This window comes from Nonomuraea sp. ATR24, assembly GCF_041950485.1.
In the GTDB taxonomy this organism is placed as follows: Bacteria; Actinomycetota; Actinomycetes; order Streptosporangiales; family Streptosporangiaceae; genus Nonomuraea; species Nonomuraea ceibae.
The window spans coordinates 267,605-280,947 of sequence record NZ_JBGNUU010000011.1; the positions used below are offsets into that span (position 1 = coordinate 267,605).

13 protein-coding genes are annotated in these 13,343 nt (G+C 72.7%); 3 read left to right on the forward strand and 10 right to left on the reverse strand.

The genetic code is table 11. The features are described from left to right. Positions 1–3: 3 nt before the first annotated feature. Together ACBI99_RS26510 and ACBI99_RS26515 are read left to right on the forward strand one after the other, a co-directional pair. The gene (locus ACBI99_RS26510) at positions 4–1,194 is read left to right on the forward strand and encodes an aminotransferase class V-fold PLP-dependent enzyme (protein ID WP_375073745.1); all 1,191 of its coding nucleotides are present in this window, start codon (positions 4–6) and stop codon (positions 1,192–1,194) included. An 87-nt stretch (positions 1,195–1,281) separates the two neighbouring features. Further along, a complete protein-coding gene (locus tag ACBI99_RS26515) occupies positions 1,282–2,169 on the forward strand; it encodes an aminoglycoside phosphotransferase family protein (RefSeq protein WP_375073761.1) in 888 nt (295 codons plus the stop codon). A 77-nt stretch (positions 2,170–2,246) separates the two neighbouring features. Here ACBI99_RS26515 and ACBI99_RS26520 read toward each other — a convergent pair whose 3' ends face one another. Then, positions 2,247–2,795 (reverse strand): CGNR zinc finger domain-containing protein, encoded by a 549-nt coding sequence (locus ACBI99_RS26520; protein WP_219509500.1) that lies wholly within the window; start codon positions 2,793–2,795, stop codon positions 2,247–2,249. A gap of 91 nt (positions 2,796–2,886) precedes the next feature. On the opposite strand from ACBI99_RS26520, the gene ACBI99_RS26525 reads away from it, so the two are divergent. Further along, positions 2,887–3,783 (forward strand): DMT family transporter, encoded by an 897-nt coding sequence (locus ACBI99_RS26525; protein ID WP_308125968.1) that lies wholly within the window; start codon positions 2,887–2,889, stop codon positions 3,781–3,783. Here ACBI99_RS26525 and ACBI99_RS26530 read toward each other — a convergent pair. From ACBI99_RS26530 to ACBI99_RS26570, 9 genes are all read right to left on the reverse strand, one after another. Continuing rightward, positions 3,723–4,112, reverse strand: coding sequence for a Fur family transcriptional regulator (locus ACBI99_RS26530; RefSeq protein ID WP_219509502.1), 390 nt, complete (start codon positions 4,110–4,112; stop codon positions 3,723–3,725). The genes ACBI99_RS26525 and ACBI99_RS26530 overlap by 61 nt on opposite strands. Beyond that, positions 4,109–4,978: a metal ABC transporter permease gene (locus tag ACBI99_RS26535; RefSeq protein ID WP_219509503.1), complete on the reverse strand. Its 870-nt coding sequence runs from the start codon at positions 4,976–4,978 to the stop codon at positions 4,109–4,111. Before ACBI99_RS26535 ends, ACBI99_RS26530 begins: the two co-directional genes overlap by 4 nt. Next, the gene (locus ACBI99_RS26540) at positions 4,975–5,760 is read right to left on the reverse strand and encodes a metal ABC transporter ATP-binding protein (protein ID WP_219509504.1); all 786 of its coding nucleotides are present in this window, start codon (positions 5,758–5,760) and stop codon (positions 4,975–4,977) included. Before ACBI99_RS26540 ends, ACBI99_RS26535 begins: the two co-directional genes overlap by 4 nt. Continuing rightward, the gene (locus tag ACBI99_RS26545; RefSeq protein ID WP_219509505.1) at positions 5,748–6,740 is read right to left on the reverse strand and encodes a metal ABC transporter substrate-binding protein; all 993 of its coding nucleotides are present in this window, start codon (positions 6,738–6,740) and stop codon (positions 5,748–5,750) included. The genes ACBI99_RS26540 and ACBI99_RS26545 overlap by 13 nt, the downstream gene beginning before the upstream one ends. A 104-nt stretch (positions 6,741–6,844) precedes the next feature. Further along, positions 6,845–7,705 carry a formate dehydrogenase accessory sulfurtransferase FdhD gene (gene fdhD, locus ACBI99_RS26550; protein WP_375073746.1) on the reverse strand — a complete coding sequence of 287 codons (861 nt, stop codon included), beginning with the start codon at positions 7,703–7,705 and terminating at the stop codon, positions 6,845–6,847. Further along, the gene (locus ACBI99_RS26555; protein WP_375073762.1) at positions 7,698–8,537 is read right to left on the reverse strand and encodes a 2Fe-2S iron-sulfur cluster-binding protein; all 840 of its coding nucleotides are present in this window, start codon (positions 8,535–8,537) and stop codon (positions 7,698–7,700) included. Before ACBI99_RS26555 ends, fdhD begins: the two co-directional genes overlap by 8 nt. Continuing rightward, entirely contained in the window at positions 8,537–10,339 is a 1,803-nt protein-coding gene (locus ACBI99_RS26560) for an NAD(P)H-dependent oxidoreductase subunit E (protein WP_375073747.1), read from the reverse strand. The genes ACBI99_RS26555 and ACBI99_RS26560 overlap by 1 nt, the downstream gene beginning before the upstream one ends. Before the next feature lie 4 nt (positions 10,340–10,343). Beyond that, the gene (locus ACBI99_RS26565; RefSeq protein ID WP_364175116.1) at positions 10,344–12,245 is read right to left on the reverse strand and encodes a molybdopterin-dependent oxidoreductase; all 1,902 of its coding nucleotides are present in this window, start codon (positions 12,243–12,245) and stop codon (positions 10,344–10,346) included. 38 nt (positions 12,246–12,283) lie between these two features. Next, the gene (locus tag ACBI99_RS26570) at positions 12,284–13,261 is read right to left on the reverse strand and encodes a 2-dehydropantoate 2-reductase (protein ID WP_219509510.1); all 978 of its coding nucleotides are present in this window, start codon (positions 13,259–13,261) and stop codon (positions 12,284–12,286) included. Positions 13,262–13,343: the final 82 nt, after the last annotated feature.

The following is a 13,343-nucleotide window of genomic DNA, read 5'->3' on the forward strand; positions in this document are numbered from 1 at the left end:
GAGTTGAGCCCGGAAACGCTTCTGGCCCTGCGGGCCGACACGCCGGGCTGCGAGCAGGTCGTCCACTTCAACAACGCGGGCTGCGGGCTGCTGGCCACGCCGGTGCTGGACGCCATGCTCGACCACCTCCGCCTGGAGGCGGCCATCGGCGGCTACGAGGCGTCGGCCGCCCGCGCCGAGCAGGTGCGCGGCTTCTACACCGAGATCGCCGCGCTGATCAACGCCGGCCCCGGCAACATCGCCTTCGCCACCAGCGCCACCCACGCCTACGCCACCGCGCTGTCGGCGATCCCCTTCGAACCCGGCGACGTCATCCTGACCACCCGCAACGACTTCATCTCCAACCAGATCGCCTTCCTGTCGCTGCGCAAGCGGCACGGCGTCCGCGTCGTGCACGCCCCCGACACGCCCGAGGGCGGCGTGGACGTGCCCGCGATGGCCGCCCTCATGCGCGAGCACCGCCCCCGGCTCGTCAGCGCCACCCACATTCCCACCAACTCCGGCCTCGTCCAGCCGGTCGCCGAGATCGGCGCGCACTGCCGCGAACTGGACCTGCTCTACCTGGTCGACGCCTGCCAGTCGGTCGGCCAGCACCCCGTGGACGTGGCGGAGATCGGCTGCGACCTGCTCACCGCCACCTGCCGCAAGTTCCTGCGCGGCCCGCGCGGCTCCGGCTTCCTGTACGTGTCCGACCGCGTGCTGCGCGCCGGCTACGAGCCGCTGTTCATCGACATGTACGGGGCCCGCTGGGTCGCTCCCGACCGCTACGAGCCGGTGGAGAGCGCGGCCAGGTTCGAGGACTGGGAGTTCCCGTACGCCACGGTCCTCGGCTCGGCGGCGGCCGTCGCGTACGCCCGCCGGGTCGGCATGGACGCCATCGCCCGCCGCACCCCGGCCCTGGCGGCGCTGCTGCGCGAGGGCCTGGCCGCCATCCCCGGCGTACGCGTCCTGGACCGGGGCCCGGCGCTGGGGGCGCTGGTCACGTTCGCGATCGAGGGATGGCAGGCGCGGCCGTTCAAGGCGGCGCTGGACGCGCGCGGCGTCAACTCGGCGCTCAGCTTCCGCGAGCTGGCCCGGTACGACTTCGGCGACAAGGGCGTGGAGTGGGCCCTGCGCCTGTCGCCGCACTACTACAACACCGAGGACGAGGTCGGCCACGTAACGGAGGCCGTGGCCGGCCTCGTCCGCCCCTGACGGGAGCCGTACGGGCGTCCGTCCCAGCGCGGCCGGAAACCCGGTTGCGGTCCCGGGCGCGGGCACGGAACGCTAATCCGCGTGGAGATGCACGCAGGTCAGCTGACAGTCACGCCCGAGACGGTCCGCGCGCTCGTGGCCGAACAGTTCCCGCAGTGGCGGGACCTGCCGGTCACGGGCGTCGCCGCCCACGGCACGGTCAACGCCATCTTCCGCATCGGCGACGGGCTGGCCGCCCGCTTCCCCCTGGAGCCCCGCGACGTCGACTCGACGCGGGCCTGGCTCCAGAAGGAGGCGCGGGCGGCGGGCGAGCTGGCCGGGCGTACGCGGTTCCGCACCCCCGAGCCGGTCGCGCTCGGCGAGCCCGGGGCGGGCTACCCGCTCCCGTGGTCGGTGCAGACGTGGCTGCCCGGCGTCGTGGCCACGGACGCGGACCCGGGCGAATCGGTCGCCTTCGCCCACGACCTGGCGGCCCTCGTTCGCGACCTGCGCGCCCTCGACACCCGTGGCCGCACTTTCAGCGGCTCCGGCCGGGGCGGCGACCTGAAGGACCACGACGCGTGGATGGAGACCTGCTTCACCCACAGCGAACACCTCCTCGACGTCCCCCGGCTGCGCCGCCTCTGGGCCGAGCTGCGGATCCTGCCCCGCGAGGGCGCCGACGTGATGAACCACTGCGACCTGATCCCCGGCAACGTGCTCGTGTCCGGCGGCCGGCTCGTCGGCATCCTCGACGTCGGCGGCTTCGCCCCGGCCGACCCGGCGCTGGACCTGGTGAGCGCCTGGCACCTGCTGGAGGCCGGGCCGCGCCAGGCGCTCCGCGACGACCTCGGCTGCACCGACCTCGAATGGGAACGCGGCAAGGCGTGGGCCTTCCAGCAGGCGATGGGCCTGGTCTGGTACTACGTCGACAGCAACCCGCCGATGAGCGGCCTCGGCGCCCGCACCCTCCAGCGCATCCTGGCGGCCTCCTAGCGGCCGTGCCCGGCTCCCCGCGCCGGTTGCCTCCCTGGGGCGGCGCGCTGGGGGAGGACGGCAGGCCCGACAGGGGGTCAGCCTCGGCGGCGGGCTCGGTAGGCGGCGACGTGCATCCGGTTCCCGCAGGTGCGGCTGTCGCAGTAGACGCGCGACCGGTTGCGCGACTCGTCGACGAAGACGTGCTCGCAGTCGGGCGCGGAGCAGGTGCGCAGCCGTTCCCATTCGCCCTCGACGAGCAGGTGGGCGAGGGCGACGCCGCAGTCGGCGGCCAGGTGCTCGGCGAGGGTGGCGTCGGGCGCGAAGTAGTGGACGTGCAGCGGGTGCCCGTCGTGCTCGGTGAGCCGTGGGGTGATGCGGGTCTCGGACAGCAGCGAGTTGAGGGTGCGCACGGCGGTGGGCTGGTCGGGGGCGACGAAGACGCGGTGGAACGCCTCCCGTACGATGCGTACCTGTCCGAGGTCGCGCGGGGTGAGGGTGCTGATGCCGCTCACCTGGCGCGAGTCGACGAAGGATTGCAGCTCGGCCAGGGTCGCCAGACCGTCGTCCCCTCCTGTGGAGGGCGAGGTGTTGATCAGCTCGACGACGGTGGCCAGCGCATGCACCATGTCATGGCCAAACGGCATATTGACTCCTGTCCGGGCCGGTTCTAGCGTGGTCGCAGCGTATCTCTCCCACGGGGGGTCGGGGGTTTCGGTGAGTGCACATCGTCGTTTCGTGCTGATCGCGATCGCCGGAGCACTGATCATCTCGACCTCCGCCCCGCTCGTCCGGCTGTCGGGCGTCTCGCCCGCGACCTCGGCGCTGTTCCGGTGCGCGTACGCGGTGCCGCCCATGCTGGTGCTGGCCTGGCTGGAGCGGCGCAGGCTAGGGCCGCTGACCGGCAAGCCGCTCTACCTGGCGTGGGTGGCGGGGCTCATGTTCGCGTTCGACCTGCTGTTCTGGCATCACACGATCGACTACGTGGGCGCGGGGCTGGCGACCGTGCTGGGCAACCTTCAGGTGTTCATCGTGGCGTTCGCCGCGTGGGCGCTGTTCCGGGAGCGGCCGTCGACGCCGCTGATGATCGCCACGCCGGTGGTGTTCGGCGGCGTGGTGCTGATCTCGGGGGTGTTCGACAGCGGGGCGTACGGCGCCGACCCGGCGCTCGGGGTGGTGACCGGCGTGGCCACGTCGATCGCGTACGCGGCGTTCCTGCTGCTGATGAAGGCCGGTTCGGGCCGCGCGGCCGGGCCGCTGGCGCACGCGACCGTGGTGGCGACGGTGGCGATCGCGGCGCTGAGCCCGCTGTTCGGCGGGGCGAGCTTCGTGCCGGAGTGGCCGGCGCACGGCTGGCTGCTGCTGCTCGCGCTGGGGCCGCAGGTGCTCGGCTGGTCGCTGATCACCTATTCGCTGCCCCGGCAGCCGGCCGTGCTGACCGCGCTGCTCCTGCTGGTGCAGCCGGTGACGACGGTGGCGCTGTCAGCGGTCGCGCTCGGCGAGCGGCCGTCGCCGCTCCAGCTCGCCGGCTGCGCGGTGGTGGTGCTGGGCGTCCTGTACGGGTCGCGGCGGGGTCAGGCCGGGCGCGGCGTGCGCGAGCAGGACGAGCAGGTGCCGAACACCTCGACCGTGTGAGTGATCTCGGTGAACCCGTGCTCGGTGCCGACGGTCTCGGCCCAGCGTTCGACGGCGGGCCCGGCCACCTCCACGGTCCGGCCGCAGCGGCGGCAGACCAGGTGGTGGTGGTGCTCGCCGGTCTCGCACGCCCGGTAGACCGACTCGCCGTCGTCGGTGCGCAGCACGTCGACGTGGCCGCCGTCGGCCAGCGCCTGGAGGGCGCGGTAGACGGTGGTCAGGCCGATCTTGGCGCCGTGCTGGCGCATCTCGGCGTAGACGTCCTGCGCGCTGCGGAAGCCCTCGCTCTGGCGGAGGGTGTCGTGCACGGCGTCGCGTCTCGTGGTCATACGACCTCCTCGGCACGCGTGCTTGGCTCGGTCACTGTCGACTCCTGGGATCGGCCTCGGCGTACGAATTTACCCACACCCAGGGCCAGGACGAAGCCGGCCAGGGCAAGAAGCACGATCGAGGCCCCGGGCGGCACCCGGGTGGAGGCGGTGGAGGCGAGCAGCCCGCCCACGGCGGCGATGACGCCGAACAGCATGGCGAGCAGCATCGTGGTGCGGAAGCCGCGGGTGAGCTGCTGGCTGGTGGCCACCGGGATGACCATGAGCGCGCTGACGAGCAGCAGGCCGACCACGCGCATGGCGATGACGACGGTGAGCGCGGCGGTGACGGCGATGAGCAGGCTGAGGAAGCGCACCGGCAGGCCGCTGGCACGGGCCATCTCCTCGTCCTGGCAGAGCACGAACAGCTCCCTGCCGAAGATCGCGACGACGGCGAGGACGGCGACGGCCAGCGCGCCGATGATCCAGATGTCCTGCTCGGTGACGCTGGCGATGGCGCCGAACAGGTAGGAGTTGAGCTTGGAGTTGCTGCCGCCGGGCGCGATGCCCATGAGCAGCACGCCGCCCGCGATGCCACCGTAGAACATCAGGGCCAGGGCCACGTCGCCGCTGGTGCGCCCGCGCGCCCTGACCAGCTCGATGGCGACGGCGCCGGCCACCGCGACGAGGACGGCGGTGAGCACCGGCGCGGTGCCGGTCAGGAACCCGAGCGCGACGCCGGTCAGCGCCACGTGCCCGATGCCGTCGCCGAGCAGCGCGAGCCTGCGCTGCACGATGAACGTGCCCACGGCGGGCGCGCAGAGGCCGACCAGCAGCGCCGCGAGCAGCGCGAGCTGGAAGAACTGCCTGTCGAGCAACTCGATCATGCTTCTCCCTGCCAGCCCCGCAGCGGCCCCGCCGTGGCTTCGGCGGCGTGCGGGTGGACGTGCTCGTGTCCCGGCCTGGCGCAGTCGCCTTCGGGCCGGGGCGGCGGGCCGTCGTGCGCGACGAGGCCTTCGCGCACGACGACGCCGCGGGTGATGAGCGGCTCCAGCGGGCCGAGCTCGTGCGCGACGAGCACGATGGTCTTGCCGCCTGCCACCAGCCTGGCCAGCGTGTCGGCCAGGAGCTGCTGGGTGGCGGCGTCGACGCCCGCGGTGGGCTCGTCCATCACGTACGTGTCGGGCTCGCCGGCCAGGGCGCGGGCGATGAGCACACGCTGCTGCTGCCCGCCGGAGAGCGCCTGGACCGGGTCGTGCGCCCGGTCGGACAGGCGGACGGCCTCCAGGGCGCTCGCCACGGCCGCCCGGTCGGCGGCGCTGGTGCGGCGCAGCCTGCTCTGCCGGGCGATGCGGCCCGAGGTGACGACCTCGCCGACGGTCGCGGGCACGCCGCCGCCGACGGAGAGCCGCTGCGGCACGTAGCCGATGCGCCACCAGTCGCGGAACCTGGCGGGCGGCGTGCCGTACATCAGGGTCTGTCCGCCGGACAGCGGCGTGAGGCCGAGCAGCGCGCGGACCAGGGTGGACTTGCCTGAGCCGTTGGCGCCCATGACGGCGACGACCTCGCCGGGGCTGACGGTGAGGTCGATGCCGCGCAGGATGGGCCGCCGGTCGAGCGTCACCCGCCCGTCGCGCATCTCGAAGGCGGTCTCGGTCAAGGTGTGCATCCCAACGCCGACTGCAGGGTCTTGAGGTTGCCCCGCATGGCCGACAGGTAGTCGCCCGAGGGCTTGCTCTCCAGCGGGTCGAGCACGGCCGTCTTCGCGCCCACCTCGGCGGCGAGCACCTCGGCGACCTTGGGGCTGACCAGGGCCTCGGTGAAGATGGTCGTCACCTTCTCCGCCTTGGCGAGCTTGGCCACCTCGTCGATGCGGGCGGGCGAGGGCTCGGTCTCGGGGTCGAGGGTGATGCCGACCTGCTTGAGCTTATACCGGTCGGCCAGGTAGCCGAACGCCTCGTGTGCGGTCACCATGGTGCGCGTCGCGCAGGTGGTCAGGCCGGTGGCGAGCTCCTTGTCGAGCGCGGTGAGCGAGGCGGCGGCGGTGGCGGCGCGGTCCTTGAAGCCCTGCGCGTGGGCCGGGTCGGCGGCGGCCAGGCGCTCGCCGAGCTTGCCGGCGACGGTGGCCAGGCGGGACGGGTCGAGCCACAGGTGCGGGTCGTAGGCGACCCCGTGGTCGTGGCCCTCCTCGGCGTGAGTCTCCTCGGCATGGCCTTCTTCGGCGTGACTCTCCTCGCCGTGGCCCTCCTCCCCGGCGTGGCCCTCCTCGGCGTGCCCGCCGGCCGGGAGCGTGGCCACGGCGGTGGCGGCGTCGAAGGAGCGCTCGGGGTCGACCGCGTCGTCCACGGCGGGCTGGACGCCCTTGATGTAGACGGTGAGCGTGGCGTCCTCGAGCTGGGCCATCTGCTGGGCGCCGAGCTCCAGGTCGTGCGGCTCGACGCCGGGCGCGGTCAGGACGGCCACCTGGGCGTCGGGGCCCGCGATCTGCTCGCTGAGCCACTGCAACGGATAGAACGCGGCGAGGACCTGGGGCTTGCCGTCGGCGGCCTCAGGTGTCGCGCCGGATCCGGCTCCGCAGGCGGTGGTCGTGAGCAGCGTGGCGCCCGCGAGGAGCCCGGCGGCTCGCAGGCGGGAATGTCCTGACATCATGTGAGTCAGTATGCTGCAAAATGAAAATGGTTGTCAAAGTCGACCTTGGTAGGGATGCCGAACGGCGTGCTGGGGGCCAGGCGGCGCCGGACGGCATCCCCTCATCACCCCGGTGTTCGCGCGCCGGCAGAGCCGTTGCCGGCGCCCGGGGTGATGTCCAGCCGCCGCTCGCCCGCGTAGACGTTCATCGAGTCCCCGCGCAGAAACCCGATCAGCGTCAGCCCCTCCTCCTCGGCCAGCTCGGCCGCGAGCGAGGAGGGCGCGGACACCGCGGCGAGCACCGGGATGCCCCCCATGACCGCCTTCTGCACCAGCTCGAAGGAGGCCCGGCCGGAGACCATGAGCACGGTCGAGCGCAGCGGCAGCAGGCCCTGCCGCAGCGCCCAGCCGAGCAGCTTGTCCACGGCGTTGTGCCGCCCCACGTCCTCGCGCACGCACAAGGCCTCGCCCGCGGCCGTGAACAGGCCGGCCGCGTGCAGCCCGCCCGTCCGGTCGAAGACCCGCTGGGCCTCGCGCAGCCGGCCGGGCAGGGCCGCCACCGTCGCCTGGCCGAGCTCGACGGGGTCGTCGTGCGCGGACCAGCGGGCGACCGTGCGCACCGCCTCCAGCGACGCCTTGCCGCAGACGCCGCAGGAGGAGGTCGTGTAGAAGTTGCGCGGCGCGGGCGCCTCGACGCCCGGCGCGAGCCGCACGTCCAGGACGTTGTACGTGTTCCGCCCGTCGGCCAGGGCCCCCGCGCAGTAGCGGATGGTCGCGATGTCGCCGGCCGAGGCGACCGCGCCCTCGCTGACCAGGAACCCGGCGGCCAGGTCGAAGTCGTCGCCCGGCGTCCGCATGGTGACGGTCAGCGGCGTGCCGTCGAGGCGGATCTCCAGCGGCTCCTCGGCGGCCAGCGAGTCGACCCTGCGCGTCGGGGCGGAGTCCCTGATGCGCAGGATGCGGCGCTTGACGGCGACCCTAGACATACCCGTACCCGAAGCGGCCCTTGACGCAGAGGTTGCCCTTGGTGACGGGGTTGTCGTGCGGCGAGCTGACCTTCACGATCTTGTTGTCCTGTACGTGCAGCGTCAGGTTGCAGCCGACGCCGCAGTAGCTGCAGATCGTCGTGGTCTGCGTCTGCCGCGACTCGTCCCAGGTCCCGGCGGCGCGCATGTCGAACTCCGACTTGAACGACAGCGCCCCGGTCGGGCACACCTCGACGCAGTTGCCGCAGTAAACACAGGCCGAGTCGGTGAGCGGGGCGTCGAACTCGGTGGAGATGTGCGAGTCGAAGCCGCGGCCGGCCACGGCGATGGCGAAGGAGTTCTGCCACTGGTCGCCGCAGGCGTCGACGCACTTGTAGCACATGATGCACTTGCTGTAGTCGCGCACGTAGAGGTCGTTGTCGACCTTGGCGGGCTGCTCGACCGTGGCCGCGTCGTCGCCGAACCTGCCGGGCTCGGCGCCGTACTCCTCGATCCAGCCGGCCGCCCGCGGGGTGGTCGACAGGTCCACCGACGAGCCGAGCAGCTCCAGCACCACCTTGCGGCTGTGGCGGGCGCGCTCGGTGTCGGTGCCGACGGTCATGCCGGCCTCGATTTTCCTGGAGCAGGCCGGGGCCAGGGTGCGCGACCCCTCGACCTCGACGACGCACACCCGGCAGGCGTTCTTGGGGGTGAGCGTGTCGCCGTAGCAGAGCGTCGGGACGTCCTTGCCCGCCGCCTGGCAGGCGTCCAGGATCGTCGAACCCTCGGGCACCCGGACGGTCTCGCCGTCGATCTGCACGTCGACGAGCCGCCGGGGCGGCTGGAGCGGGATCACTTGTATACCCCCAAGCGGTCGATGGCCGATTCCACCGCGTTCCATGCGGTCTGTCCGAGGCCGCAGATCGAGGCGTCCCGCATGGTCCGCCCGACCTCGCGCAGCAGGAGCAGGTCGCTCTCGTCCACGCGCTCCGACAGCCGGTGCAGGGCCTCCTCCTGCCGTACGGTGCCCACGCGGCAGGGCACGCACTGGCCGCACGACTCGTCCCTGAAGAACTCGGCGATGCGCAGCAGGATGTGCTTGAGATCGACGGTGTCGTCCAGCACGAGGACGACGCCGGAGCCGAGCGTGGCGCCCGCCGCCCGGGTGCCCTCGAACGTGAGCGGCACGTCCAGGTCCGTCACGAACGCCCCGGCCGCGCCGCCGAGCAGCACCGCCTTGAGCGTCCCGGCGGGCCTGGCCAGGTCGAGCAGCTCGCGCAGCGTCGCGCCGAACGGCAGCTCGTAGATGCCGGGCCGGTCCACGCTGCCCGACACGCAGAACAGCTTGGTGCCGGTCGAGCCCTCGGTGCCGACCGCCGCGTACGCCTGGGCGCCGTGCTCCAGGATCGGCAGCACGTTGACCAGCGTCTCCACGTTGTTGACCACGGTCGGCTTGCCGAACAGGCCCTTCTCCACCGGGAACGGCGGCTTGCTGCGCGGCTCGCCGCGGAAGCCCTCGATCGAGTTGAAGATCGCGGTCTCCTCACCGCAGATGTACGCGCCCGCGCCCCGGCGCAGCTCGATGTCGAAGGAGAAGCCCTGGCCCAGGATGTCCGCGCCGAGCAGGCCGCGCGAGCGCGCCGTGGCCATCGCGTGCTCCAGCCGCCGCACCGCCCGCGGGTACTCGCCCCGGATGTAGAGGTAGCCCTTGGCGCAGCCGGTGGCGTAGGCGGCGATCGTCATGGCCTCGACGAGCGCGTACGGGTCGCCCTCCATGATCACGCGGTCCTTGAAGGTGCCCGGCTCGCTCTCGTCGGCGTTGCACACCAGGTAGTGCGGGTGGTCCGGCTGGCGGGCGGTGGCGTCCCACTTCCGGCCCGTCGGGAAGGCCGCGCCACCCCTGCCGACCAGGCCGGACTCCAGCACCTCCCGGATCACGCCCGCCGGGCCGAGCTGGAAGGCCCGCCGCAGCGCCGCGTAGCCCCCGGTGGCCCGGTAGGCGTCCAGGCTGGCCGGGTCGACCACGCCGATCCGTTTCAGCAGCACCAGGCCGTCGCGCCCGGCCTGGGGCACGGCCGCCTCGGCGGGCGGCTCCCAGCCGGCCGGCCCGTGGCCGTTGGAGCCGTGCGGCACGGTGACCTCGTCCCCCTGGACCGGCCCGTACACCTGGGTGGACGGGGTCTCGCCGGCCTCGATCGCCAGGGCGGCCGGGGCGCGCTCGCACAGGCCCAGGCACGGGCTGGGCTGCCAGGAGGAGCCCGCCGGGCCGAGCCGCGCCTCGACGCGCTTGCGCACGTCCTCGGCGCCGCGCGCCTGGCAGGCCAGGTCGGTGCAGACGTGCAGCACCCGCGCCGGACGCGGCTTCAGCGACAGCAGCGAGTAGAACGACGCCACCCCGTACGCCTCGGCGGGCGGGACGGTGAGGCGGCGGCAGATGTAGTCCAGCGCGCCCTCGCTGATCCACCCGACCCGGTCGTTGACCGCGTGCAGGGCGGGCAGCAGCAGGTCGCGGGCCGGTTCGGGGCGAGCCGCGTAACGCAGCTCCGCCTCCGTCCTGGCGCCGCCCTCCCAGCCGGTGGCCGGCGGGCCGAGCAGCGCGTCGACGGCGGCGCGCTCCTCGGCGGACGGCTGCGCGTCACGGAACCTCAGATCCATCTGTTCACCCGGCCTTGACGAGCTTCTCGACGCGTACGGCTGCCGCCTTGAACTCGGCCGTGCCCGCGATGGGGCAGGTGGCCTCGATGGTCAGGGCGTTGGTGTCCACCTCGTCCGGGAAGTGGAACGTCATGAACACCAGCCCGGGCCGCAGGCCGGGGTCGATGAACACCGGCGCGACCACCGAGCCGCGCCGCGAGCTGATCCGCACCTCTTCACCGGCGACCAGCTCCAGCCGCTCGGCGTCCTCCGGCGACATCTCGACCGTCTCGCCCCGCCGCAGCGGCGAGGCGAACCCCGACGACTGCACGCCGGTGTTGTACGAGTCCAGCCGCCGCCCGGTCGTCAGCCGGAGCGGGTACTCCTCGTCCAGCAGGTCGACCGGCGGCGAGTGGCGCAGCACCGCGAACGGCGCGGGCGTGCCCCGCTTGACCGGGTCGCTCTCCCACAGCCGCCCGTGCAGGTAGGGCGGCTCGATGGCGTCCTCCGACGGGCACGGCCACTGGATGCCGTGCAGCTCCTCCAGCCGCCGGTAGGTCATGCCGCTGTGGTCGGGGGACAGGGCGCGCAGCTCGTTCCAGACCTCCTCGGCGCCGTCGTAGTGCCAGTCGTGGCCCAGGCGGCGGGCCAGCTCGCACATGATCCAGATGTCGTCGCGCGCCTCGCCCGGCGGGTCGAGGGCCTTGCGCACCCGCTGCACCCGCCGCTCGCTGTTGGTGAACGTGCCGTCGGCCTCGCACCACGCGGCGCTGGCGGGCAGCACCACGTCGGCCATCTGGGCGGTCTTGGTGAGGAAGATGTCCTGCACGACGAGGTGGTCGAGCATGGACAGGCGCTTGATGCAGGCCAGCGAGTCGGCCTCGGACTGCACCGGGTTCTCCCCGATGAGGTAGCAGGTGGTGACCTCGCCCTCGGCCATCGCCTCCAGCATCTGGGTCAGGTTGTGGCCGTAGCGCGGCTGGATGCCGACGCCCCAGGCCGTCTCGAACTTCCGCCTGATCGCCGGGTCGAGGAGGTCCTGGAAGCCGGGCAGCCGGTTGGGGATGGCGCCCATGTCGCCGCCGCCCTGCACGTTGTTCTGGCCGCGCAGCGGCGACAGGCCCGAGCCGTAGCGGCCGACGTGGCCGGTCAGCAGGGAGAGGTTGATCAGCGCCCGGACGTTGTCGGTGGCGTTGTGGTGCTCGGTGATGCCGAGGGTCCAGCACAGCTGGGCGCGGTCGGCGCGGGCGTAGGCGTGCGCCAGCTCGCGGATGGCGTGCGCGGGCACGCCGGTGACCTGCTCGGCGGCGCTGAGCGTCCACGGCTCGACGCACGCGCGGAACTCCTCGTAGCCGGTCGTGGCGCGGTCGATGAACTCCTGGTTCTGCAGCCCGGCGTGGATGATCTCGCGGGCGATGGCGTGGGCGAGCGGGATGTCGGTGCCCACGTTCAGCCCCAGCCACAGGTCGGCCCACTGGGCGGTGCCGGTGCGGCGCGGGTCCACGGCGAACATCCGGGCCCCGTTGTGGATGCCTTTCAGCACGTGCTGGAAGAAGATCGGGTGGGCGTTCCGCGCCGCGGAGCCCCACATCACGATCACGTCGGTGTCCTCGACCTCCTGGTAGGAGGAGGTGCCGCCACCGCTGCCGAACACGGCCGAGAGCCCCGCCACGCTGGGCGCGTGGCAGGTGCGGTTGCAGGAGTCCACGTTGTTGGTGCCGATCACCACGCGGGTGAACTTCTGCCCGACGTAGTTCATCTCGTTGGTGGAACGGGCGCACGACAGCATGGCGAAACTGTCGGGGCCGTGTTTGTCGACGTTGCGCCGGAACCCCTCGGCGGCGCGGGTCAGCGCCTCTTCCCAGGTGGCCTCGCGCAGCACGCCGTCCTCGCGCACCAGTGGACGGGTCAGGCGGTCATAGCTCATGATCCCTCCATTCTGTATACAATCTACGGTATGCCTCGCTAGACCGCTCGGACAAGGTTCTCCGCCAGGAGGTCGCTCACCGCGTGGATCGCGCGCAGCGTCGGCACCTGCGCGCCGGTCAGGTCGGCCAGCTCGACCACCGCCGCGAGCAGCACGTCCAGCTCCAGCGGCTTGCCCTTCTCCAGGTCCTGGAGCGTGGACGTCTTGTGCTCGCCCGCCTTCTCGGCCCCGCGCAGCCTGCGCTCGATGGAGATCCCGGGATCGCAGCCGACGTTGGCCGCCACCTCCACGGTCTCGCGCATCATGGCCCGCACCAGCTCCCTGGTGCCGTCGTGGCGGCAGATCCCGGCCATGGTCGCCCGGGCCAGCGCGCTGATCGGGTTGAAGGCGATGTTGCCCATCAGCTTGATCCACACGTCGCGCCGCAGGTCCCGCTCGACCGGGCACTTGAGCCCGCCGGCCACCGCCGCGTCGCTGAACGCGGCGCACCGGCGCGTCAGCGTGCCGTCGGGCTCGCCGATGGAGAACCGGGTGCCCTCCAGGTGCCGGATGACGCCCGGCTCCTCGATCTCGGTCGCGGCGTAGACGACGCAGCCGATGGCCCGTTCCAGGGGCAGCGCCGCGCTGACCGCCCCTCCCGGGTCGACGCTCTGGATGCGGTAGCCCTCGTACGGGCCCTTGAGCCCGTGGAAGTACCACCAGGGGATGCCGTTCTGCGCGGCGATGATGCTCGTGGCCTCGTGCAGCAGTGGCTTGATCATGGGGCCCGCGGCGGCGTAGCTGTTCGCCTTGAGGCCCAGGAAGACGTGGTCCACCGGGCCGACCTGGTGGGGGTCGTCGGTGGCGTGGGGACGGGCGACGAAGTCGCCCCTCGGGCTGAGCACCCGCACACCGGATCTGCGTATGGCGTCCAGGTGCTCACCTCTGGCGATGAGGTGCACCTCGACTCCCGCCCTGTGAAGGGCGGCGCCCACGTACGCGCCGATGGCGCCGGCGCCAAGAACAGCGACCTTCATGCTGCGCTCCGTTCTCGCGTCGGATCGTATGTCCGGCCCCCCGGCCCACCGCGGGCCGGTGGATGCGACCCGCAGTGCATTC

What these genes read in the sequence shown, in the direction of transcription:
- ACBI99_RS26560 (WP_375073747.1), bottom strand. Translation starts at nt 10,339, where the DNA reads ATGGATCTGAGGTTCCGTGACGCGCAGCCGTCCGCCGAGGAGCGCGCC.
- ACBI99_RS26530 (WP_219509502.1), bottom strand. Translation starts at nt 4,112, where the DNA reads ATGACCACGAGACGCGACGCCGTGCACGACACCCTCCGCCAGAGCGAG.
- ACBI99_RS26515 (WP_375073761.1), top strand. Translation starts at nt 1,282, where the DNA reads ATGCACGCAGGTCAGCTGACAGTCACGCCCGAGACGGTCCGCGCGCTC.
- ACBI99_RS26545 (WP_219509505.1), bottom strand. Translation starts at nt 6,740, where the DNA reads ATGATGTCAGGACATTCCCGCCTGCGAGCCGCCGGGCTCCTCGCGGGC.
- fdhD (WP_375073746.1), bottom strand. Translation starts at nt 7,705, where the DNA reads ATGTCTAGGGTCGCCGTCAAGCGCCGCATCCTGCGCATCAGGGACTCC.
- ACBI99_RS26540 (WP_219509504.1), bottom strand. Translation starts at nt 5,760, where the DNA reads ATGCACACCTTGACCGAGACCGCCTTCGAGATGCGCGACGGGCGGGTG.
- ACBI99_RS26565 (WP_364175116.1), bottom strand. Translation starts at nt 12,245, where the DNA reads ATGAGCTATGACCGCCTGACCCGTCCACTGGTGCGCGAGGACGGCGTG.
- ACBI99_RS26535 (WP_219509503.1), bottom strand. Translation starts at nt 4,978, where the DNA reads ATGATCGAGTTGCTCGACAGGCAGTTCTTCCAGCTCGCGCTGCTCGCG.
- ACBI99_RS26520 (WP_219509500.1), bottom strand. Translation starts at nt 2,795, where the DNA reads ATGCCGTTTGGCCATGACATGGTGCATGCGCTGGCCACCGTCGTCGAG.
- ACBI99_RS26570 (WP_219509510.1), bottom strand. Translation starts at nt 13,261, where the DNA reads ATGAAGGTCGCTGTTCTTGGCGCCGGCGCCATCGGCGCGTACGTGGGC.